The sequence below is a fragment of the Marinobacter sp. 1_MG-2023 genome (assembly GCF_030549045.1).
In the GTDB taxonomy this organism is placed as follows: Bacteria; Pseudomonadota; Gammaproteobacteria; order Pseudomonadales; family Oleiphilaceae; genus Marinobacter.
Window position 1 is genome coordinate 101,632 of record NZ_JAUOST010000004.1, and the last position, 22,073, is coordinate 123,704.

The 22,073-nt window shown below is 51.9% G+C and carries 25 protein-coding genes and 1 tRNA gene; 16 read left to right on the forward strand and 10 right to left on the reverse strand.

The window, feature by feature from the left end; translation table 11 throughout:
* Positions 1–40: 40 nt before the first annotated feature.
* The gene (gene xthA / locus Q4606_RS11855; RefSeq protein ID WP_303607651.1) at positions 41–853 is read left to right on the forward strand and encodes an exodeoxyribonuclease III; all 813 of its coding nucleotides are present in this window, start codon (positions 41–43) and stop codon (positions 851–853) included.
* A gap of 18 nt (positions 854–871) precedes the next feature.
* Positions 872–1,501: a TetR/AcrR family transcriptional regulator gene (locus tag Q4606_RS11860; protein WP_303607652.1), complete on the forward strand. Its 630-nt coding sequence runs from the start codon at positions 872–874 to the stop codon at positions 1,499–1,501.
* Positions 1,502–1,539: 38 nt separating this feature from the next.
* Here Q4606_RS11860 and Q4606_RS11865 read toward each other — a convergent pair whose 3' ends face one another.
* Positions 1,540–1,956, reverse strand: coding sequence for a phasin family protein (locus tag Q4606_RS11865; protein ID WP_303596001.1), 417 nt, complete (start codon positions 1,954–1,956; stop codon positions 1,540–1,542).
* 393 nt (positions 1,957–2,349) lie between these two features.
* Here Q4606_RS11865 and Q4606_RS11870 point away from each other — a divergent pair, with 393 nt between their 5' ends.
* The 4 genes from Q4606_RS11870 (at position 2,350) to hemH (ending at position 4,921) form a co-directional block, all read left to right on the forward strand.
* Positions 2,350–2,787, forward strand: a complete 438-nt coding sequence (locus Q4606_RS11870) for a YeeE/YedE family protein (RefSeq protein ID WP_303607653.1) — start codon at positions 2,350–2,352, stop codon at positions 2,785–2,787.
* A gap of 4 nt (positions 2,788–2,791) precedes the next feature.
* Complete coding sequence (locus Q4606_RS11875; RefSeq protein WP_303607654.1) at positions 2,792–3,232, forward strand: YeeE/YedE family protein; 441 nt, start codon at positions 2,792–2,794, stop codon at positions 3,230–3,232.
* 108 nt (positions 3,233–3,340) lie between these two features.
* Positions 3,341–3,769: a TIGR01244 family sulfur transferase gene (locus Q4606_RS11880; RefSeq protein WP_303607655.1), complete on the forward strand. Its 429-nt coding sequence runs from the start codon at positions 3,341–3,343 to the stop codon at positions 3,767–3,769.
* Positions 3,770–3,811: 42 nt separating this feature from the next.
* Entirely contained in the window at positions 3,812–4,921 is a 1,110-nt protein-coding gene (gene hemH / locus Q4606_RS11885) for a ferrochelatase (protein ID WP_303596005.1), read from the forward strand.
* Between the two features lie 75 nt (positions 4,922–4,996).
* Here the strand turns inward: hemH and Q4606_RS11890 are convergent, their stop codons facing one another.
* Both Q4606_RS11890 and Q4606_RS11895 read right to left on the reverse strand, forming a co-directional pair.
* Entirely contained in the window at positions 4,997–5,215 is a 219-nt protein-coding gene (locus Q4606_RS11890; RefSeq protein ID WP_303596006.1) for a hypothetical protein, read from the reverse strand.
* Positions 5,216–5,406: 191 nt separating this feature from the next.
* A tRNA-Ser gene (locus Q4606_RS11895) sits at positions 5,407–5,497 on the reverse strand.
* A 261-nt stretch (positions 5,498–5,758) separates the two neighbouring features.
* On the opposite strand from Q4606_RS11895, the gene Q4606_RS11900 reads away from it, so the two are divergent.
* The 5 genes from Q4606_RS11900 (at position 5,759) to Q4606_RS11920 (ending at position 8,000) form a co-directional block, all read left to right on the forward strand.
* A complete protein-coding gene (locus Q4606_RS11900) occupies positions 5,759–6,478 on the forward strand; it encodes a Bax inhibitor-1/YccA family protein (RefSeq protein ID WP_368497446.1) in 720 nt (239 codons plus the stop codon).
* A 100-nt stretch (positions 6,479–6,578) separates the two neighbouring features.
* Complete coding sequence (gene tusD, locus Q4606_RS11905) at positions 6,579–6,995, forward strand: sulfurtransferase complex subunit TusD (protein WP_303596007.1); 417 nt, start codon at positions 6,579–6,581, stop codon at positions 6,993–6,995.
* A gap of 2 nt (positions 6,996–6,997) precedes the next feature.
* Positions 6,998–7,348 carry a DsrE family protein gene (locus Q4606_RS11910; RefSeq protein WP_303596008.1) on the forward strand — a complete coding sequence of 117 codons (351 nt, stop codon included), beginning with the start codon at positions 6,998–7,000 and terminating at the stop codon, positions 7,346–7,348.
* 37 nt (positions 7,349–7,385) lie between these two features.
* Positions 7,386–7,670 carry a sulfurtransferase complex subunit TusB gene (gene tusB / locus Q4606_RS11915; protein WP_303596009.1) on the forward strand — a complete coding sequence of 95 codons (285 nt, stop codon included), beginning with the start codon at positions 7,386–7,388 and terminating at the stop codon, positions 7,668–7,670.
* 3 nt (positions 7,671–7,673) lie between these two features.
* Positions 7,674–8,000, forward strand: coding sequence for a TusE/DsrC/DsvC family sulfur relay protein (locus Q4606_RS11920; RefSeq protein WP_303596010.1), 327 nt, complete (start codon positions 7,674–7,676; stop codon positions 7,998–8,000).
* Positions 8,001–8,032: 32 nt separating this feature from the next.
* Here Q4606_RS11920 and Q4606_RS11925 read toward each other — a convergent pair whose 3' ends face one another.
* The 3 genes from Q4606_RS11925 to nfuA all read right to left on the reverse strand — a co-directional run bounded on the left by Q4606_RS11925 (position 8,033) and on the right by nfuA (position 10,419).
* On the reverse strand, positions 8,033–8,425 hold the full coding sequence (locus Q4606_RS11925) for a hypothetical protein (protein ID WP_303596011.1): 393 nt from the start codon (positions 8,423–8,425) through the stop codon (positions 8,033–8,035).
* A 27-nt stretch (positions 8,426–8,452) separates the two neighbouring features.
* Positions 8,453–9,652 (reverse strand): DUF445 domain-containing protein, encoded by a 1,200-nt coding sequence (locus tag Q4606_RS11930; protein ID WP_303596012.1) that lies wholly within the window; start codon positions 9,650–9,652, stop codon positions 8,453–8,455.
* A 179-nt stretch (positions 9,653–9,831) separates the two neighbouring features.
* Positions 9,832–10,419 carry a Fe-S biogenesis protein NfuA gene (gene nfuA / locus Q4606_RS11935; protein WP_303596013.1) on the reverse strand — a complete coding sequence of 196 codons (588 nt, stop codon included), beginning with the start codon at positions 10,417–10,419 and terminating at the stop codon, positions 9,832–9,834.
* 241 nt (positions 10,420–10,660) lie between these two features.
* Between nfuA and metH the strand changes: the two genes are divergently transcribed.
* From metH to Q4606_RS11955, 4 genes are all read left to right on the forward strand, one after another.
* The gene (gene metH, locus Q4606_RS11940; RefSeq protein WP_303607656.1) at positions 10,661–14,359 is read left to right on the forward strand and encodes a methionine synthase; all 3,699 of its coding nucleotides are present in this window, start codon (positions 10,661–10,663) and stop codon (positions 14,357–14,359) included.
* 33 nt (positions 14,360–14,392) lie between these two features.
* A complete protein-coding gene (locus tag Q4606_RS11945; protein ID WP_303607657.1) occupies positions 14,393–14,635 on the forward strand; it encodes a DUF2970 domain-containing protein in 243 nt (80 codons plus the stop codon).
* Between the two features lie 373 nt (positions 14,636–15,008).
* Entirely contained in the window at positions 15,009–16,661 is a 1,653-nt protein-coding gene (locus Q4606_RS11950; protein WP_303607658.1) for a nitrite/sulfite reductase, read from the forward strand.
* A complete protein-coding gene (locus tag Q4606_RS11955) occupies positions 16,654–17,160 on the forward strand; it encodes a DUF934 domain-containing protein (protein WP_303596017.1) in 507 nt (168 codons plus the stop codon). Before Q4606_RS11950 ends, Q4606_RS11955 begins: the two co-directional genes overlap by 8 nt.
* A gap of 61 nt (positions 17,161–17,221) precedes the next feature.
* On the opposite strand, the gene sohB is transcribed toward Q4606_RS11955, so the two are convergent.
* Positions 17,222–18,283 (reverse strand): protease SohB, encoded by a 1,062-nt coding sequence (gene sohB / locus Q4606_RS11960; RefSeq protein ID WP_303596018.1) that lies wholly within the window; start codon positions 18,281–18,283, stop codon positions 17,222–17,224.
* A 228-nt stretch (positions 18,284–18,511) separates the two neighbouring features.
* Here sohB and Q4606_RS11965 point away from each other — a divergent pair, with 228 nt between their 5' ends.
* On the forward strand, positions 18,512–18,826 hold the full coding sequence (locus Q4606_RS11965; protein ID WP_303596019.1) for an SCP2 sterol-binding domain-containing protein: 315 nt from the start codon (positions 18,512–18,514) through the stop codon (positions 18,824–18,826).
* Positions 18,827–18,919: 93 nt separating this feature from the next.
* On the opposite strand, the gene Q4606_RS11970 is transcribed toward Q4606_RS11965, so the two are convergent.
* The 3 genes from Q4606_RS11970 to rnhA form a co-directional block, all read right to left on the reverse strand.
* The gene (locus Q4606_RS11970) at positions 18,920–20,626 is read right to left on the reverse strand and encodes a chemotaxis protein (RefSeq protein ID WP_303596020.1); all 1,707 of its coding nucleotides are present in this window, start codon (positions 20,624–20,626) and stop codon (positions 18,920–18,922) included.
* Positions 20,627–20,843: 217 nt separating this feature from the next.
* Positions 20,844–21,554, reverse strand: coding sequence for a DNA polymerase III subunit epsilon (gene dnaQ / locus Q4606_RS11975; RefSeq protein ID WP_303596021.1), 711 nt, complete (start codon positions 21,552–21,554; stop codon positions 20,844–20,846).
* Positions 21,555–21,586: 32 nt separating this feature from the next.
* Positions 21,587–22,030, reverse strand: coding sequence for a ribonuclease HI (rnhA, locus tag Q4606_RS11980; protein WP_303607659.1), 444 nt, complete (start codon positions 22,028–22,030; stop codon positions 21,587–21,589).
* Positions 22,031–22,073 lie beyond the last annotated feature (43 nt).

The window sequence follows — 22,073 nt, forward strand, 5'->3', positions numbered from 1 at the left end:
TTAAACTCCTCCCGCAACCAATGCCGGAGAGTATTCAGTCATGATGTTTGTATCTTTTAACGTCAACAGTATCCGTACCCGCCTGCATCAGCTTGAAGCGCTGATCGAGAGCCATAACCCGGATGTTATCGGATTGCAGGAAACCAAGGTAAGAGATGAAGAGTTTCCGGTCGAGGCCATTCGTGAACTTGGTTATCACGTGCATTTCCATGGTCAGAAAACCCATTACGGCGTTGCCCTGCTCTCCCGCATAGAGCCAGATCAAGTAATCAAAGGTTACACCAGTGATCATGAAGAATCTCAGCGTCGCCTTATTACCGGCCAATTCACCGTTAATGGTCAAAAGCTGACAGTTATTAACGGTTACTTTCCGCAGGGTGAAAGCCGCAGCCATCCGGTCAAATTTCCAGCAAAAGAAAAATTTTACGCCGACCTGATGGCCTACCTGGATGAGCTTAACAAACAAGACGGCCATGTAATTATCATGGGGGACATGAACATCTCACCAACCGATAAAGACATAGGAATAGGCCCGGATAACGCCAAGCGCTGGTTACGCACAGGGAAATGCTCATTTCTTCCGGAAGAACGGGAATGGCTCGGCCAGGTCGAGAGTCGCGGCTTCACCGATGTATTTCGCTACCTTCACCCAGATGATGCACAGACATTCAGTTGGTTTGATTACCGCAGCAAAGGTTTTGAAAGGGAGCCCAAGCGCGGTTTACGCATTGATCTGATCATGGCCAGCGATAGCTTGTTGCCGAAGGCATACGAAGCGGGTGTTTCTATCGATTTCCGCGGTATGGAACGGCCATCTGATCACTGCCCTGTGTGGGCAAAATTTGAGCTTTAAACGCTAATCGGGGGTGATATGACAAAAATAAAAACCCGCGATCGCATCCTCAGCACCAGCCTGTCGCTGTTCAATAATCTGGGCGAGCCCAACGTGACGACCCTGTTGATTTCCGATGAGCTGGATATCAGCCCCGGCAATCTGTATTACCATTTCAGAAGCAAGGGCGATATCGTCGAAGAGCTGTTTGAAGCGTTTGAAGCCGAAATGCTGGACTTGCTGGCAGTGCCAGAGGACGTCGATGTCAGCCTGGATCAACAGAGCTTTTTCCTTCACCTGCTCTTTGAAGCCGTGGCCCGTTATCGGTTTTTGTATCAGGATCTGGTTAACGTACTATCTCGTTATGAACGCTTGCAGGTTCGCTTTCGACGTATTTTGAAGAAGAAGACCCAAGCTTTCAGGAGTATCTGCGAAAGCCTGCGGCGCCAGAACATGATGCAGATTGGGCAGGAGGAGCTGGATTCGCTTTGCAAACAGCTAACCCTTACGGCGTGTTACTGGAGCGCTTTTGATACTCTTTCACACCTTGATGATCGTGATTCTGTGGATCCTGGCCGGGGGGTGTACCAGATGATGCACCTTATGCTGCCGTATTTCGCACCGGATGAGCGAGAGCACGCTAAATTGGCCAGCCAGGACTATCTATAGACCTGACCCGGATATACGGTACTTACCGGCGTTTCGAACTATTCTTCTTCATCGCTACGGTTGTTCTTGCGCAGTTCTGCCAATTCCGCTTCAAGTACTTCAATTCTCTTTTCGAGTCCCTCGATATCTTCACGGCGATGAATGCCAAGCCGGCGCAACGCTCCGGACACCCTCTCATCAAACAGATGTTCAAGCTTGTCCCAGGTACCCGTCGCCCGCTCACGCACACCCTCAACCCGGTCTTCCACAGAGCGAATCTGTTTTTCTACCACTCCGCGTGTTCTGTTCTCCAGCTGCTCGCCTTCCTGTACCAAACGCTCAAAAAACTTGCCGGTATCTTCTTCCGCCTTTGTGTAGGCTCCCAGGCCCGCAAGCCATATCTGACGGGCCGAACCCTTTATTTTTGCAGCCAGCTGCGGATCATTTTCGGGCTTGTTGTCGTTCTCGTCAGACATGTAACAACCTCTGGGATAGAAAAATGCTCTCGAAATCGCATTATATTACAGGTTGCCATTGATTTCAGTCGGCCTGTACGCCGCAGAATCAAAGGCTCCGATATAAAGATTGATTCCATATGAAAAAATGTTTTCAGACGTAACACCTCGGCGCTTGAAGTGTTCAAAATATAGACAATACTTATGCATACCGGAGTCTCTGCTGACGCCGGTTTGTCTGGAAGTCTTTCATGGATACTACTCGCACGCCTCTGCCCGGCATTCCAGCCGGGCTTTTTTTTGGTATTATTGCATCTACTTATAAGGTTATTCCAAAAATAGCTTTTGGATTCGGGTAAAATCGGCGGTAATACCAAATTTTTGTTCCAAGACCGTGCACCGAGGAGTTTCTGAATGATTGATATTGCCTGGAGTAGTTTTACTCCCTGGACGGCGCTGGCTGGCGGCGTGCTTGTTGGCCTCGCCGCAGCGAGCTTTCTATTGCTGAATGGACGAATTGCCGGAATTAGCGGCATCTTGGGCGGTTTGTTGACCCCCTCTGCCGGTGACATAGGTTGGCGAATTGCCTTTCTTGCCGGACTTATCGGAGCGCCAGCCCTGTGGGCTCTGGCCGCAAAATTACCGCCCATCGAAATAGAGGCGGGATACCCTGCACTTATTATCGCCGGTTTGCTTGTCGGCATTGGAACTCGCTACGGCTCGGGCTGTACCAGCGGTCATGGTGTCTGTGGTCTGTCACGCTTGTCACCCAGATCATTCGCAGCCACTCTGAGTTTTATGTTTGCAGGGTTTGTAACCGTCTTCATTATCCGCCATGTGCTGGGAGTATAATTCCATGAAATCTGCTGTTGCATCGTTGTTTGCGGGATTACTGTTTGGTTTTGGTCTTATTATTTCCGGTATGGCAAACCCCGAAAAGGTGCTTGGATTCCTCGATATTGCCGGCCTTTGGGACCCCTCACTCGCCTTCGTGATGGGCGGTGCTGTTATCGTAGGCCTTGTAACTTTTACCTTCGCCCGCAAGAGAACCCTTTCCTTTCTTGGTTTCGACATGAAGGTACCGGGGCACACACACATAGATAAACGCCTGATCGTTGGAGGCCTGTTGTTCGGCATTGGCTGGGGCATCGCTGGTTTCTGTCCGGGGCCTGGCCTCGTGGCTTTAGGGGCTGGTGAAGTTAAAGCTATGGTCTTCGTGGCATCCATGGTTGCTGGAATGGGAATATTTGAAATCCTTGAACGACGAAAAGCTGCTTTTCGTTTCGCTGAACACTGATACAAAACGCCCGTAAGTATGCTGTTTTACAGAGTTTCATTCTGACATGTGCCACCACCTATGCGATGATGGCGTAGCTATTTTTACCGAATCCGGAGAATAAACCCCATGGATATCAGAAAGATCGATGACACAATTTCTGTCGCTCCCCAGATTGCCTACGCAGATGTGGCAGAGGCGGCCAGACTCGGCTTCAAAACTCTGGTTGCCAATCGCCCGGATCAGGAAGAGTTCGGTCAGCCTGCAATGGCAGACATTGAAGCTGCGGCTCGGGAAAACGGGATGGAATGGGTATACATGCCCGTTCAATCCGGAAATGTTACGGATGCCGATGTTGATCGTTTCGGGGCAATGATCCGTGATGCCGAAAAGCCCGTATTGGCTTTTTGCAGGACAGGAACCCGCTGCACGGTACTTTGGGCACTGAACGCTGCCCGGACGACGCCGGCCCAGGAAATTTTTACCAAAGCCAGTAGTGCTGGCTACGACATGAGTGGTCTTGCTCCGCGCATGGCGCAGCAGTCCGAAAATCAGTAACCGCTTCGCTTAGAACGCTCAACGCTCAGGATTCACCTTCCCATGCAATACAAAGGTTCAGAGAATTTCCAGCATAACCAGCCGGATAGAATTGGCGTGCTGGTCACCAATCTTGGTACGCCAGACGCCCCGACCCCTTCAGCGTTGCGACGTTACCTGGCGGAGTTTCTCTCCGATCCGCGAGTTGTCGAACTACCCCGCCCCCTGTGGTGGCTTATATTGCATGGCGTTATCCTCCGTATCCGCCCAAAGCGCAGTGCAGCGGCCTATGCAAGCGTGTGGCAGCCCGAAGGCTCCCCATTGCTGATCCATACCGCAAAGCAGGCCGAGGGTATTCGAGAGATCCTGAAAAAGAAATATGGTCCCGACGTGGTGGTTGGCTTTGCCATGCGTTACGGCAATCCGTCGGTACCGAGAGTACTGGATGAAATGCAGGACCAGGGCGTTAGAAAGTTGGTGGTTTTGCCGCTTTACCCCCAGTACTCGGCGTCCACATCTGCATCCACGTTCGATGCGATCGCTAAAAATTTCTCCAAGCGCCGCTGGTTACCGGATTTGCGGTTTATCTCCCATTATCCGGACTACCCGCCTTACATCGAAGCCATGGCCAGCCATATCAAAGAACACTGGGCCAACCATGGTCGGCACCAGAAACTGGTGCTTTCATACCATGGAGTTCCGCTAAAGTACCTGACCAAGGGCGACCCCTACCACTGTGAGTGTCACAAGACCTCAAGGCTTCTGGCTGAGCGGCTGGGACTATCGAAAGATGAGTACATCACTACCTTCCAGTCGCGGTTTGGCAAAGAAGAGTGGCTCAAGCCTTACACTGACGAGACGCTGAAAGCGCTCCCGGGGCAAGGTGTTAAGTCGATCGATGTATTTTGCCCCGGCTTTTCATCGGATTGCCTCGAAACCATTGAAGAAATTGACGAAGAAAACCGTGGCTACTTTATGGAAGCCGGCGGTGAGGGTTTCAGCTACATAACCGCCCTGAATGCCACACCCGGGCACATCAATGCTCTGGTACAGCTGATAGAAGAAAACCTGCAAGGCTGGCAACCTACGGACAACCACCCTGATAAGCTGGCCACCCGCCAGAAGCTCGCTGACGAACAAAAGGACTTGGTTTACCCGGGTCGCAATCTTTGATTAAAAGGCTCAGACGCGCTCTTTCAGACCGCCTCTGAGCCACGTCTCACAGCCTCGGCAACCTTCGTGACAAACCTAATCTTCCTCTTTTCCCTTTGGCGACTGCGACGTTTCGGATAGATCTGGCGTCGACTCGCAAAAAGTACACTCATCAATATCTACAGCCGCTCCACCCGCCTCGACATAGCGAACGCGATGGCTTGCCTTGCCCCGATTGGTGGAAACAGAAAATTTGCGATCACGGCGATCGCCAGTATCCGTATCTGGGTCGGTGGCTGATTTGTTCTCTGACATAACCTTCTCCCGATTGCCTGTGTATAGGTTCAATTAATGCCGATATACGAGAAGATGGGGTAGTTTGCCTGAAGTTTAAAGTCTGGTGCTTTAAAGATCGCTGTGGCTATGGACAATTCTGCGAGAGAATTATGGAACTTGCATATTCAGGGATTGTCTGAGGAAGGGTAACACACTGAAAGAAAGGAAAATGGCGGTGGGCCAGGGATTCGAACCCCGGGTACGCTACTAACGTACGGCGGTTTTCAAGACCGCTGCATTAAGCCACTCTGCCAGCCCACCGGTTTTCCATTGCTGCCTGTCGACAGCGGTGTGCATGATACCGGAATTGCCTGTGCTGTCAACGCCCTGAGTGAAACCCGACGTATATTTCGACATTAACTGCTTTTAATGGAATCTGGAGAGCACTTTCGTGTCGTAAATGATTGAAAGTTCAGAATTCGACATTATTATGAAGTGTAATTACGGGTGATTGGCGTCCATCAGGCCATGAGGCTGGGCGCAAACAAGTAATCAAACAAGCGGAACAAACCGGAGATCAGAATGCAAAACAGACAGTACAACGTTCAGCAGGACAGCAAGGGCATGATTGCCCGCGGGTCCGCGACTGCACCGATCAGTGCTTCAGCGACCAAGGTTTTGCGTAACACATACACCCTGCTTGCGATGACACTGCTATTCAGTGCAGTCATGGCAGGTGTGTCTATGTCTATCGGTTTGAGCCGGGGCGCGAGCCTTGTTTGCAGCCTTGGGGCGCTTGCATTGATCTGGCTGGTGCTGCCACGCACTGCTAACAGCTCTGCCGGCATTGCCGTTGTGTTCGCCTTTACAGGGCTGCTTGGCCTTTCTCTAGGCCCGATCCTGATGTATTACCTGCAGTTTTCCAACGGCGGCCAGATTATCATGCAAGCCCTGGGTGGAACTGGTCTGGTATTCTTTGCCCTTTCCGGCTATGTGCTGACTACCAAGAAAGACTTCAGCTTCATGCGTGGCATGCTGGTTGCTGGTTTGGTCGTGGTACTGGTTGCCGCTTTGGGCACCATGGTAGCAGGCATGTTTGGTGTTGAGGTTACAGCGATCAGTCTGGCCCTCAGTGCAGCGATTGTGTTCCTGATGTCAGGCTTCATCCTGTATGACACCAGCCGTATTGTGAACGGCGGTGAGACCAACTACATCATGGCGACAACCGGTCTGTACCTGAACATTTACAACCTGTTCGTGAGCCTGCTCCACCTCATCGGTGCTTTCTCAGGCAACGATTAATATCCGGCGCTCTTCGCGCCAGTAAGTTTGCATAACCCCGGCCTTTGCCGGGGTTTTTGCTATTGGTACACTGGAACTACCTCAGGCAGAAACCGAAACCATGGCGGCTATCCAACTGCAAAACTATACGCTGGTAATTACCGGGGCCCCCTACTCTTCTCAGGCCCCGCAGACGGCTTTGGCATTCGCTCGGGCTACGCTTGCCAAGGGCCATAGAGTAGACAGGATATTTCTGTACGGCGACGGAGTTCATCTTGCTTCCGCGCTTTCTTCGCCGCCTTCAGATGAAACTCATTGGCCAGGCGAATGGGCCGGGTTCCTGAAAGAAAGCGGTATCCCGGGTGTAGTCTGTATTGCATCTGCTTTAAGGCGTGGCCTGGTAGACGATGCCGAGCAAAAGCGGCACGAACTGGTAGCAAGCAACCTCCTTGAGCCTTTTATTATTGCCGGGCTTGGGGAGTGGGTAGAAAGCACCATGACATCGTCACGGATTATCTATTTTCATGCGGGAGGCTGAGCGTGAGCACATTGATAGTGATTGACCAGCCACCTTATGGAACATGGGCTGGCCGTGAGGCGCTCGATATGGCGTTTTCCCTGGCAGCGTTTGATCAAAGCGTTTCGCTGCTGTTCACGGGGGCAGGTGTTAACTGGCTAAGAAAATCCCAGAAAACAGACGGGATAGAACAAAAGTCCATAGAAAAGAACCTTTCCGCGGCGCCCATTTTCGGCGTGAAAGCAATGTTCGCAGAGGCTTCAGCCTGCGCCCGATATGGGCTTACAATCGAAAACATGTTGGCAGGTGTAGCCATAGCTGAAAACAGCTCCAACCTGCTACATCAATATTCCCACACGGCTTTTTCAGGTTGATCCCAAGGCACCCTCACGTAGATAGCTGGAAAACATTATGAAACCCATTGCTACCCTTCACATCCTGAACAAGGCTCCAGAGCACTCACGCTCTGTTGAGTGCATGCGCTCCCTCAGAGCTGGAGACGCTTTGCTTCTCACCGAGAGTGCGGTATTGGCTATCGCCACAACAGACGTTCATGACCCCAACACTACCGTGTATGCGCTGAAGGCAGACGTACTGGCGCGGGGTCTTGATGATTGCGCATCAGAGACACATCTGGTGGACTTCCCAGCCATGGTTGATCTCACAGCCCAGGCTCAAAACATAATCAGCTGGTGACCTATGGCAGACCTCGAAACGCCAGCCAGAAATAATGAGGGTTTTCTGGAAAATGCACACGAATGGACTCCAGAAGTTGCCAGCATGATCGCTGAGGCTGACCAGATATCACTCGGTGAAAAACACTGGGAGATCATTGAGTTCCTGCGTATATTTTACAGCAAACATGAAATGTCGCCGCCTTCAAACAGGCTATTCGTAAAAGCAGTGAAAGAGGCTTTGGGCGAGGATAGGGGCAACAGTATCTACCTCATGCAACTGTTCCCTGGTACACCTGCGAAAACAGCCTGCCGAATAGCCGGCTTGCCGCGTCCAACTAACTGCCTGTAGACCATATTTGACGAGTGCCGACGCCGCAGCGGTTAGTTTTCTGTGGGCTTTTCAGGTTTCTGTTCGGCCTCCGGCGAAGCTGAGGCCTGCTCCTGCTGCCTCTTGCGCTCCAAATCCGCTGCACCGCCCAGGAAACTGCTTAAACCGTTCTCGAACAGTCCGGACCCGAACTTGAGAAACTGCCGGGTAGACTCTTTTACAGTCCCGTCCCAGGCACTTTCAGGCAGCTCCCGAAGCGATTCGGAAACACCCGCTTTTACGCCGCGAACCACACGGGGTTCAATACCCTCTGCTGCTGCAATCAGCTCCGCGACCTTGCGATCCAGATGGGGCCGAATGATGAGTACCCAAAAGCCGTAGAGGACAACAAAAACAGCAGCAGCGGTTATCAAAAACTGTGTAACAATCAATGTCCATTCAGGCATGGCTCTCTCCTTTCGAGATTCCGGACGTCACAATGCAAAATGCGCCAACGCATAAAGCTGAATTGCGCCAGCAACGGCGCCTAACACGCCACCGACAAACATGAGCTTAACCTCCTCCTCACGAAATGCGGGCCGGAGAATGTCCTGGAATTCCGCAGGTCGCAGCGCTTTCATTTGCCCGGACAATACGCTCGCAACAATGGGCGCTCGTTCTTTATTGAACTCGGGGTCGCTGAACACGTCATGGGTGGCAAGTAGTGCCTGCTGATTCATGGCTTTTTTCAGCTCGGTATATCCGCTCATGCCTACAGTTACCTGAGCACCCAATTTCATCAACAAGGAATTGTCCAGCAGAGGCCTGAGGTGCTTCTGGATGATCGCCCGGGTACGGTCGCCCTGGCTACCGTTAATCATGGCGTCAGCGACCTTCTCGACGGTTATCAGTTCCTCTGCAACGAGCCTGGCCCAGATCTCGCTGATTTCCGGCTGGCGTCGCAAGAACAAACCCTGAATTTTCCAGAACAGAAATCGTCGGGGCTTCAACGGGGCAAAAATCAGATTGATGGCAATCCAGTTCGTGGTGAAACCAATAACAAAGCCGCCAACAGGCAGCAGCCATGGCACTGGATAAGATGACCAGACTGGCGCAAGAACACACCCCAAAAGACCACCAATAACAGCCCCACGGTTAACGACGGAACGAAGCTCAATTGCGCCCGCCTTCTGGAATATGCGATTCATGAGATCCGGGTGGTGTTTCAGCTCAGTGCTCAGCAAGGCTTTAAGGTCGACCAATTCCCCAAGGTCATCACCAAAATCATCAACAAGATCCCCCACCCTGTCAGGCAACTGCTCTCGAGCCCACTGATATATCCGCCGACGCAAGAATAAAGGCAGATTGTCCCAGAGCACCGGTTGGATTTCATACATCACCTCGTCGATGTACTCATCCAATCTTGGTGTTACCTGGGAAATTACCTGTTCGATTATGCGCTGGGGTTCAAGTTTCTGATAAACGGCGTTCAGATCACCAAACTGCCTGAGGGTCCGGTCGATACAGATGTGCGCCATCTTTTCTGATTTGCGGGGAATAACGCCTTGCCACCCTATTAGCCCGATCCCCATAAAGTGAACCGGATAGAACGACATTTGTATTGCAAGCCAGTTCGTAAACCAGCCCGTAAAGGCGGCCATAATGGGCACGGAAAGAAGTGCAGCGTCGATCAAGCGGTACCCCATAAAAGCAGAAGTCTGGCCTGTAGAGTATCTCGTTTCCCCGCAGGCCGAGGCAGAATTTACTGCCTCTGTTTATGGAGTAGATAATGCTATAGCTCGGCACCAAGGGCATTGGCCGAACCGCCACCGCGAAAGAATAAGTGCAGGCGCAAGAACGCCCGCACTGTACATTACTGGTAGTAGGCGTTTTCGGTTTGCGTATGATCCGTTACATCCCGAACGGCGGTAATTTCAGGTACTCGCTCCTTGAGGGTCGATTCAACGCCTTGCTTCAGGGTAAGACTGACCGCGGAGCAGCCCTGGCAACCACCACCAAAGCGAAGTACAGCGACGGACTCGTCCACAATCTCCACCAGTGACACATCACCGCCGTGGGCAGCAAGATTGGGGTTTATCTCTGAAGCCAGTACATAATTCACACGATCAGGCAGTGGTGCATCATCGTCAACGTTCGGCACCTTCGCATTCGGTGCCTTGATAGTGAGCTGGCCACCCATTTGATCTTTGGAGTAGTCAACGAAGGCCTCTTCAAGAAAAGGTACGGAGTTGTGATCCAGGTACAAAGTGAACTTTTCGAGATCTACCTGCTCATCTGTAGGTACAATCTCGTTAGGCGGGCAATACGCCAAGCAGGTTTCAGCATTTTTGGTGCCTGGCTGAGTTACGAATATTCGCACACCCATGCCTTCCACATCCTGCTTTTCGATAAGTTGTGCAAGATAATCCCGTGCGGGATCTGTCACAGTAACCAATGCCATGTTTGTAAACCCGTTGGTAAGTTTGTATTCATTTTAAGGCAGTTCGCTGCAACATGAAAGACCAAGTAAATTAGTTGGTCTTTTGCCGGGTAATGACTTACCCGTATCATATACCCGATGCCCGGAGCTTGACGTAGGTAAAGAATAACCATGCACGAAACTACGACTGGCACCGCCATTTTGCTATGATCGCGCGCCAAAGACACAAATACGCTGTTTATACCGACATCCGGAACTGACTATGACCGATCGCATTACTCGCCTGAAACAACTTCACAAAGCCCTGCAAGAACGCATTGTGATTCTTGATGGCGGCATGGGAACCATGATCCAGAATCAGAAACTGGACGAGCAAGCGTTCCGTGGCGATCGGTTCGCCGACAACGACCGGGAGGTGCAAGGCAACAATGACCTGCTGAATCTCACCCAGCCGGCTCTGCTGAGGAATATTCACGCCGAGTACCTGGATGCCGGCGCAGATATCATTGAAACCAATACCTTTAATTCTACCCGGGTATCTCAGGCGGACTACGGTCTTGAAGAAATTTCTAAAGAGCTTAACGTCGCCGCGGCAAAGCTGGCTCGGCAAGTAGCCGATGAATTTACCGAAAAGAACCCGCAAAAGCCCCGGTTTGTTGCCGGCGCTGTAGGTCCTACCTCGCGTACTGCATCTTTATCGCCGGACGTAAACAACCCGGGCTTCCGAAACGTTGATTTCCAGACTCTGGTAGACAACTACTACGAATCGGTCGCAGGCTTGGTTGAAGGCGGCTGCGACCTTATTCTTATTGAAACCATTTTCGATACTCTGAACGCGAAAGCCGCAATCTACGCGACCCAGCAGTATTTTGAAGACAGCGGCGTAGAACTCCCGATCATGATTTCGGGCACCATAACCGATGCTTCCGGTCGCACGCTTTCCGGGCAGACCACGGAGGCGTTCTGGAACTCCGTTGCACATTCGCGGCCCATTTCTGTAGGCCTTAACTGCGCTCTCGGTGCTGACGCCCTGCGGCCATACGTAGAAGAACTGTCAGCCAAGGCAACTACCTATGTTAGCGCACATCCGAACGCTGGCCTGCCAAACGAGTTCGGAGAATACGATCAAACGCCGGAAGAGATGGCAGACATCATTGAAGGCTTCGCGCGGGACGGCTTCCTTAATATTATTGGCGGTTGCTGTGGCTCTCGCCCAGAGCATATTGAAGCAATCGCTTTGGCTGTAGCCAAATACCCACCCCGAAAGATTCCGACACGGCCCGAAGCGTTGCGCCTTTCCGGTCTGGAGCCGTTTACCGGGGACGAGAACACTCTGTTTATTAATGTGGGTGAGCGGACCAACGTTACCGGCTCCAAGCGATTCCTGCGTCTCATCAAAGAAGAACAGTACGAAGAAGCGCTTAGCGTGGCTCGGGACCAGGTTGAAAACGGTGCCCAGATCATCGATATCAACATGGATGAAGGCATGCTGGACTCAAAGGAGGTAATGGTTACCTTCCTGAATCTGGTTGCTTCAGAGCCGGATATCTCCCGAGTACCCATCATGATTGACTCCTCCAAGTGGGAAGTCATCGAAGCTGGTCTGCGCTGCATTCAGGGTAAAGCCGTAGTGAATTCCATCAGCCTCAAGGAAGGCGAGGAAGCCTTTATCAAACGTGCTCGCGACTGCATGCGTTACGGCGCTGCGGTGGTTGTTATGGCCTTTGATGAGCAGGGCCAGGCCGATACCTATGAGCGCAAAACCGAGATCTGCAAGCGGTCCTACGACATCCTTGTTGGCATGGGTTTCAACCCCGGCGACATTATCTTCGATCCGAACGTTTTCGCCATTGCCACAGGCATCGAAGAACACAACAACTACGCGGTGGATTTCATAAACGCCAGCCGCTGGATTCGTAAGAATCTGCCCCACGCGTCCATTTCCGGCGGCGTGAGCAACGTATCTTTTTCCTTCCGGGGAAACGATGTAGTGCGTGAGGCCATTCACTCTGTGTTCCTCTATCACGCGATCAAAGCCGGCATGAACATGGGCATCGTGAACCCGGGCCAGCTGGTGATTTACGACGAGATTGAACCGGAGCTTAAAGAGCTGGTTGAAGATGTTGTACTCAACCGACGCGAAGATGCCACGGATCGCCTACTGGAAATAGCAGAGCGTTTCAAAGGTAAAGGCGGGAAAACCCAGGAGGAAGATCTTGCCTGGCGCGAGTGGCCGGTGATCAAACGCCTGGAACACTCCCTGGTAAAAGGCATTACCAATTTTATTATTGAAGACACAGAAGAGTGTCGCCAACAGGCCGAGCGCCCGATTCACGTCATCGAAGGCCCGTTGATGGATGGCATGAACGTTGTCGGCGACCTGTTCGGCGACGGGAAGATGTTTCTGCCCCAGGTTGTCAAAAGTGCCCGCGTAATGAAGCAGGCTGTGGCCCACCTTATCCCGTACATCGAAGCAGAGAAGTCCGAAGACCAGCAGGCCAAAGGCAAGATACTGATGGCCACAGTAAAAGGCGATGTTCACGACATCGGCAAGAACATCGTTGGCGTGGTGCTGCAATGTAATAACTACGAGGTTATTGATCTGGGCGTAATGGTTCCCTGTGACAAGATTCTGGCAGCAGCCAAAGAACACAATGTGGACATTATTGGCCTGAGCGGTCTGATCACACCGTCACTGGATGAAATGGTTCATGTGGCCCGGGAGATGCAGCGCCTGGATTTCCAACTTCCACTGATGATTGGCGGTGCCACTACCTCCAAGGCACATACCGCTGTAAAAATCGAACCTCACTATAAGAATGACATTGCCCTGTACGTTTCAGACGCATCACGATGCGTTAATGTCGCCTCGCAACTGCTAAGCAAAACGGCTAAACCGGAAGTCGTGGACGCCGCGCGTAAAGAATACGATGAAATCCGGGAGCGCCGTAAGAACCGGGGTGACCGTACCAAACTGGTCAGCCTGAAAGAGGCCCGCGCGCGCGCGCCAGAAATCACGTTCGAGAATTATGTGCCGCCCAAGCCTGCCTTCACCGGCACCCGGGTGTTCAAAGAGTATGATCTCAATGAGTTGGTGCCCTATATAGACTGGACGCCGTTTTTCATCTCCTGGGATATCGCCGGCAAGTACCCGCAGGTATTTGATGACCCCAAGCGCGGCGAAGCGGCTCGCAACCTGTTTGACGATGCCCAGGTCATCCTTCACAAAATGGTTGAGGAAAAACGTGTAACTGCTTCAGGTATAATCGGATTTTGGCCAGCTAACCGTCGCGGGGACGACATTGTCGTTTACACGGACGAAAGCCGTACCGAAGAGCTGACCACCCTGCACCATTTGCGCCAGCAAGATGAAAAAGCCCCGGGCAAGGCGATGATGGCCCTCTCGGACTTTGTTGCAGAAGAAGGCTCAGACCACTGCGACTATGTTGGTGGTTTCGCGGTAACCACCGGCATTGGCGCCGAAGAGATGTCACTAGAGTATAAAGATGCTCACGATGACTATAACGCCATCATGGTAAAAGCCCTGGCCGACCGTCTGGCGGAGGCCTTTGCCGAGCGCATGCACGAACGGGTGCGCAAAGAGTTCTGGGGCTATGACTCAGTAGAGCAACTGGCGAACGAAGACCTGATCAAAGAACGCTATCGTGGTATTCGCCCTGCCCCGGGATATCCGGCATGCCCGGATCACACCGAGAAAGAGACGCTATTCCAACTGCTGGATGCAACAGAAAAAACCGGCATAGAGCTGACGGAACACTTTGCGATGTTCCCAACGGCAGCTGTTTCAGGCTGGTATTTTTCACATCCGGACTCAAAGTTTTTTGCAGTGGGTAAAATTGGCGTGGATCAAGTTGAGGACTATGCTGAGCGTAAAGGTCTTTCCAAGGCGGAAGCGGAGCGCTGGCTGGCACCCAGCCTGGCATACGATCCGGCCGAATAAAGATCAGTCTCACACTCAGACAGGATGAGCTTTATGACAAATGCGCCGGATACAGAAAAAACCAATAATAAAAAAGCCAGAGGCACCGGCCCCAGCGTTTTTAAAGTAATGCAGAGCGTCGCAGCCGGCGCTCTGGGTGTTCAGTCCAACAAGCGCCATGAAGAAGATTTTGCGAGCCATAGCCCCTGGCCATACATTATTGGTGGCCTGCTGTTCACAACACTTTTCATTGGCACACTCGTTCTTGTCGTGCGGGTAGTTCTATCCGGGCAGTAGTAGGTCTACTGCCCTGAAACCCAAACCACGGCGAACACAACTACAAGCGCCACAAGTGCCACTGAAGCTATGGCATCAGCGTAGCTGTCTGATCGCATGAGTTTTTTCATCGTGTGCTCCTTTGTTCTCGGTAAGACGGCAAATTGTTATTCTTCCCTCATTAAAGCAGCAAATTGACATTCGTCCAGCTTGCCGCCTCTCTCCTTATCACCTGAATCGATAAACATATCTTGAAATAATCGTTTCTAGAATAAAAAGCCGCTGTTATCCTTCGTTTCAGATATAAGGCCCCGATTTCGGGCGCACTTGGCAATTCATAAACTGAATCTGTCCGGCGCAAGCCGTTACGACATTTTATCCAGGACTTTCCTTTATGTACGTATACGATGAACACGATCGGCAAATGATGGCCGAGCGGGTTGCACAATTCCGGGATCAGACCACGCGGGCGCTGGCCGGAGAGTTGGCAGAGGACGAATTTCTCCCTTTGCGCCTTCAGAACGGTCTCTACGTTCAGCGGCTTGCACCCATGCTGCGCATCTGTGTGCCTTACGGTATGTTGCGCTCTGTTCAACTGCGCCGTCTGGCACGGATTACACGAGATTACGATAAAGGTTACGCACACTTCACGACACGACAAAATGTCCAGCTTAACTGGCCGGCAGTGGAAGACGTGCCTGACATTCTGGCTGAACTGGCGGAAGTGGAGATGCATGCCAACCAGACCAGCGGAAACTGCATAAGGAATACCACGACAGACCAATTTGCGGCTGTACAGTCAGATGAACTGGTAGACCCCCGGCCCTACTGCGAAATTATTCGTCAGTGGTCGACCTTTCATCCGGAATTTGCGTTTCTGCCAAGAAAATTCAAGGTTGCCGTCAATGCCTCAGAGAAAACTGACAGAGCTGCTATCCGGGTGCACGATATAGGGCTTCAAATTGTGCGCAATGAAGCGGGAGAGATTGGTTTTCGGGTTCATGTAGGTGGTGGCCTGGGGCGCACGCCAATGGTTGCCCCGGTTATCCGTGAGTTTCTACCGGAGCTAGACTTGCTTACCTATCTGGAAGCCGTTCTGAGGGTCTACAACCGCTATGGTCGCCGCGACAACAAGTTCAAGGCACGCATCAAGATCCTGGTAAAGGCTTTGACGCCAGAGGGTTTTACCGAGAAAGTTGAAGCTGAATGGGCGCACATCAAGGATTCACCAAGCCGCCTGACCCCTGAGGCGATTGAGCGGGTTCAGGGCTACTTCACCGAGCCTGCATATGCTGCCCTGAACAGCCGAGCTGACCTGCTGGCGCAGCAACGGTTCGAAAACCGTGAGTTTGATCAGTGGGTGAAGCACAACGTGGATACCCATAAAAAAACCGGGTACGCCATCGTTTCTTTAACCATGAAGAAAACCGGCACACCACCAGGCGATGTGACCGACCGGCAGCTGGAACAGATTGCAGACCTTGCAGATGAATTCAGTTTCGGTGAAGTGCGGGTAACTCATCAACAGAACGTGGTGCTGGCAGATGTTCGTCAGGATCGCCTGCTGGAGCTTTGGCAGCAGATTGTTCCTATGGGGTTCGGAACAGCCAACCTGAATACCTTGACAGATATTATCTGCTGTCCTGGTGGTGATTTCTGTGCCTTGGCAAATGCCAAGTCCATTCCGGTAGCCGAATCGATTCAGCGCCGTTTCGACAACCTCGACTTTTTGTATGACCTAGGCGAAATCGACTTGAACATTTCGGGTTGCATGAATGCTTGTGGCCACCACCATGTCGGCACTATCGGTGTTCTGGGGGTCGACAAAAAGGGTCAGGAGTTCTACCAGGTCAGCCTGGGTGGGTCATCACAGCATGATGCTTCAATCGGTAAAATTCTGGGCCCTTCTTTCGCGCGGGATGAGATGCCCGAGGTAATCAGCAAGATTGTCGATGTTTACGTAACCAAACGCACGGAAGAGGAATCTTTCCTGGATACTTATCGTCGTGTTGGAATCGGACCTTTCAAGGAGCGGGTTTATGCCTGACATCATTTTTCAGGACGGCAGTGTCCGTCAGAACGGGTGGGTTGTGGTTCCCCGCTCAGAAGCCGGGGATGCATTGGATATTCCTGATAATAAAAGCGCGCTGATACCGGCCGAGGTTTGGCTTGAGGGTCGCCAACATTTCGCCGGAAGAGATGATATCGGGGTGTGGTTCGACAGCCATGATGAGCCGGAGATTCTGGCAGACTATGTTCATGAACTGCCGTTGATTGCCGTGAATTTCCCAAAGTTCAGTGATGGGCGGGGTTACAGCATAGGCCGCTTGTTGAGAGAACGGTTTGGCTATAAAAACGAACTGCGGGCGATTGGCGATGTGCTACTGGATCAACTTCAGTTTATGAAACGTTGCGGCTTTGATACTTATGAGCTTCGGCCTGATAAAGATATCCGCAAAGCGGCACAATCTCTGAACTTCTTCAGTCAGGGCTACCAGGCAGCGACGGACACAGATTTGCCGCTGTTTCGACGCAGAGCGTCTTAGCCTAAATGCCGGGGCACACATTCAGGGGCGGCAGGCCGGCCGCCCCTGAATGTTCGAAGTACTATTGAATTTTCTGGTTACGAAGCGCGCTGAGAACCTTCCATACAGAGTGTTCAAGTGCCGCACTGGTTGCCAATCCGAGTTTTTCGGGCAGGGTTCGCTTACGTTCGAATGAAACGGAAACTACGTCTGCCCTGTCGCAAGCTTCGATAAGATATTCATCAGAGGTTTTGATCTCGTCAACAAGCTTCACTTCCAGAGCACGCTTCCCGAACCAGATATCGCCCGTAGCTACAGCCGCAATATCGAGTTCCGGGCGACGTTCGCTTACATATTCCTTGAACAGAACGTGCGTATCTTCCAGGTCTTCCAGGAATTTTTGCCGGCCCTTCTCTGTATTTTCACCGAAAATGGTCATGGTCCGCTTGTGCTCACCAGCTGTCAGCACTTCAAAATCCACGTTATTTTTCTTGAGTAGCCGGTTAAAGTTAGGCAGTTGGGCAACCACCCCAATCGAACCGAGTACAGCAAACGGCGAGGCGATAATCCGGTCCGCCACACAGGCCATCATGTAACCACCGCTTGCAGCCACTTTATCTACACAAGCTGTGAGGTGGATGCCCTTGCTACGGATCCTGTCGAGTTGTGCTGCCGCCAGGCCATAGGAATGCACCAGTCCACCGCCACTTTCCAACCGGATAACCACTTCATCTTTACCAGGCTCTGCAACACTCAGTACCGCAGAAATAGCACGGCGGAGTGTATCGGTTTCACTGGCTTTAATGTCACCATCAAAATCCAGAACGTAGATGCGTGCAGGAGCAGCCTCAGGAGAATCGGCATCGGACTTCTTGGCTTTATCCGCTTTTTTTTCTGCCTTGTCTTTTTTCTTTTTGGCCTTACTCCAGGCTTTACGTTCGTAATCAGACATCAATCGAGCCTGAATAGACTCACGCAACTTTCGATATTTATCGTTGAGCTTGCGGATTTGCAGCTCACCCTCGTCGTGGTCCCCCCTCTCTTTATGGGTTGCCGAGACAATAATGGACACGACCACTATTGCTGCAATAACAAAAGTGACCACCTTTGCCAAAAACAAACCGTATTCAGTCAGGAACTCCAAATCGCTTCTCCAGCCAGTTAAGCAAGCACGAGAGTGTAACTTACCGAAACTCTGGTGATAAGCAGAGCAAAAAAATTAAAACAAGCGTTCGATCGAGCTTGACAGTGATTAAATCTCACCATAAAGTCGAATGGCGAAGTCGGCTCTACCCGGCTGCCGCCGAGGCTTGCAAAGCCAGGCACCCAAAGCCGTTATCATGACAAGACAACCATCAAAAAGGGTAAAATAATGTCTGTAGATCAAATCTTTCAGAAACTCGAGCAGAACTTCAACGCAGACGCAGCTCAGGGCCTGGATCTTGTATTCCAGTTTGATATCGAAGATGACAAAATCCATCATCTGGTCATCAAAGACGGAACATGCACACTGCATGAAGGCCCTCACGAAGACCCTTCAGTAACGCTTATCATGAACTCTGAAACCCTGCAGGGTATTGTTTCCGGCGAAACCGACGGCATGCAGGCCTTTATGGCAGGCCAGCTGCGCGCCGAAGGCGACATGATGTTGGCCACCAAACTGGGCGAGCTGTTCAATATGGGCTGATGGTCTCTATTGAGGCATCAAGAGTTGAGCTCATAAAAAAACCCGCGCCAAACGCGGGTTTTTTGTTGCCTGGAATACTGGATCAAACCGTCATCAAAGACCCACGTCGTCCATAGACGTTTCTGCAAGTCTGAGCAGATCCAGGTTACTTTCCTCCGGCTTGCCGATGCTTTCTATATAGTACTCAAGGGATGTCAGAGCGTCCGCCAGCGCTTCCAGGACCTGAGTTTCAGGTACGTCGTTGGCATCCAGTAAACGCTCTTGTATCGACGCTGAAACCCTCTCGAGTACATGCGCGGCTCCAGGATCGTTAACCATCTGCAGCCCACCCCAAATGCTGTGCAACGTTGCCGGCAGATTAGCGAGATGAAGCTTGTCATAGTCCGATTCAACAAACGCAGTAATCGCACGTTTGGCCAGCGTCAGTGCGCTTCGTGCTTCGTCGGCCACTACGTAAACGGCCTCTTGAAGATAAACCGATTCTTCATGGCTGTGCTCACTTCCCGCCAACGCATCGGTTTCCGACGTAATGCCGCGACTGACTATCTGCATAACGGCATCTTCAATACCCAGTACTGAATCCGCGAGGCGGAAGAGTTCTTCTTCGCCGGGCAATCGGGATTCGCTTTCCCAGGTCCGCAGCTTGACAGCTTCATCGCGGGCGATGGTCGCCAAGCGACTGAGGTCGAGCATTACCAGAGTGTTGCCGAGACGCTCAAGGGTTTCGGCAATCGACGACAGTTCTGCCAGGTCTGGCTCAATGCCACGTTCGATAATGTCGAGTTTGTCTTTGAGCTGGTTCAGCTCATCCTGCAAAGCCTCAGAGAGCGACTTGAGTACATCAGCGCCCGGCCCATAAAGTCGGCGCGAATGGGCTTCCAGAATAGAATCGGGAAATTCTGCAGGTGTCAGCTGAAAGTCTGAGAGCACGGCAGTAACTTCCGGATTTCCGGAGCCGCTGCGGTACAAAAGATAAATAAGATCACGAACGAGGGAGTCTGGTGCATCTTTAGCTGTTGCCACCTTGCCCACGTACACCACTTCACGCGCATACTTTTCGATTCGCATGAACATACGCTTGCGGGCTTTGGTAAAAGGCATCGCGCGATCCAGCATGGTATCCGCGGCTATGGCTACGAGACACCACATCTGCCCCATCGGTGCCCCTTGGCACAGACGAACAAAACCACGGGCTGAGCGGCCTATGAGTTTCTGGCTGACCACCGGGTTGCGATCCCGGAGCAAACCCAGAAGCGCTACCTGAAAAGTCAGGCGCATACGCCGGGCAACAATCTCGTATTCGGACTCATTACCGTCGAAAGCCGGAGCCGGAAGACCCTTACAAAAATCCGGTCGGTCTTTTACGTCGACTTCGAAAAAACGCGATTCGGGGTAAGGTTTTTCTCTACGAGCTTCGCGCAGATCATTGATGACCGGGAGCAGCAACTCAGGGTGGTCTTCTCGCTGCTGATGGTAGTACTCAACATAGCGTCGCAGGATAAACAACGCGTTGCTCAAGGTGGTCAGCAGGATATTTTTGTCGTCGTTCGCCCCTACCGGAACGTCATTTGCCATGGTTACCGCTTCCTGGCACAACAAGGTTCCGCCACGAAGTTCCACCAGAATGAAAATGCCGCGAAGCTGATTCAAAAAATCCAGACAGTTCTGAAGATCTTCACCGCTTTCGCGGTTTTCCTGAAAGCGTTCGAGACTCGATTCGGCCTGCTTGATGGTCTGTTCTATTTCACTTTTGACCAGATCAAACGACTGCGATTTCGTCGCCAGAGACGATTGAACCATAAACGCTTCCTGTTAATCTGCGGAAACTTCCGCGCCGTCCAAGTGAAATACGGCCTGGCAACGATCCGTGCCAGACCTTTGTTATTAGTAGCCGTTGTAATCCTTCCGGCCAAAGTATGCGATCTCAAAAATAGCGTACTTATCACTACTTATAACATAAAATTCAAGCACTTCAACAAGGCAGGAATGTAACAATTGGTACAGGCAGACACAGTTCTCATTCTGAGCCTTCCAGTTTGCTCCAAACGCTTCCTCCTGCTTTCTTTTCGAGTGCGGACATAAACGCCTGGTGGGCGTCAGACTCGGCTTCGGACGGTTTGATGACAGCCAACGCCGGCCTTTCCGGACTCAACCTTCGCACCCCACCGGAGACACCCCCGTTCTCTGACCCGGCGTCGAGAGACAAAGCGGTTTGCCCGCCCGTGAGCAGCAGGTACACATCCGCCAGAATCTCCGCATCCAGCAGGGCGCCATGAAGCTCCCGGTTACTGTTATCAACGCCATAACGTTTGCAGAGAGCGTCCAGGTTGTTCTTCTGGCCCGGATGCTTCGCCCGGGCAATTGCAAGGGAGTCCACAATCCCGCAATGATCAGCCGTTTTTCGCACCGGCTTAATCCGGCCAAACTCGGAGTCCATGAATCCAACGTCGAACGCGGCGTTGTGAATGACAAGCTCCGCGCCCTTTATAAACTCGAAGAACTCATCAGCAACTTCTGCGAATTTCGGCTTATCAACCAGAAATTCGTTGGTAATCCCGTGGATGGTGATCGCTTCCGCTTCAACTTCCCGCTCCGGGTTAATATAGACGTGGTAGTTGCGGCCGGTAAGCTTACGCTCCATCATTTCAACACAGCCGATCTCGATGATCCTGTGCCCTTCCGCCGGGTCAATACCTGTTGTTTCTGTATCCAGTACAATTTGTCTCATAACGTCCACATCGATTCAGGATTGGAGAGTTTTCAGTTGCGAGCCAATTCTTCAACGCCCTTGTTGGCAAGTTCGTCTGCCAGCTCGTTATCGGGCACACCGGCATGACCTTTAACCCAATGCCAGTTAACTTTATGATTTGCCGTTTCCAAGTCGAGCTCACGCCATAGGTCATCGTTTTTCACCGGCTTTTTCGCCGATGTTTTCCAGCCATTACGTTTCCAGCCTGAAAGCCATTCGGTGATGCCTTTGCGCACATACTGGGAATCGGTATAAAGCTCTACTTCACAGCCTCGCTTAAGAGCCTTAAGCCCCTGAATGGCAGCCATCAGCTCCATTCGGTTATTGGTGGTATGGGGCTCGCCTCCGTGCATCGTTTTGCGTGCATCGCCATAACGGAGCACCGCACCCCAGCCACCGGGCCCCGGATTGCCCTTACAAGCTCCATCGGTATAAAGAATCACCTTTGCGGACATTAAAACTCCTGCGTATATATAGTTGTTGGCGGCCCTTAGTGGC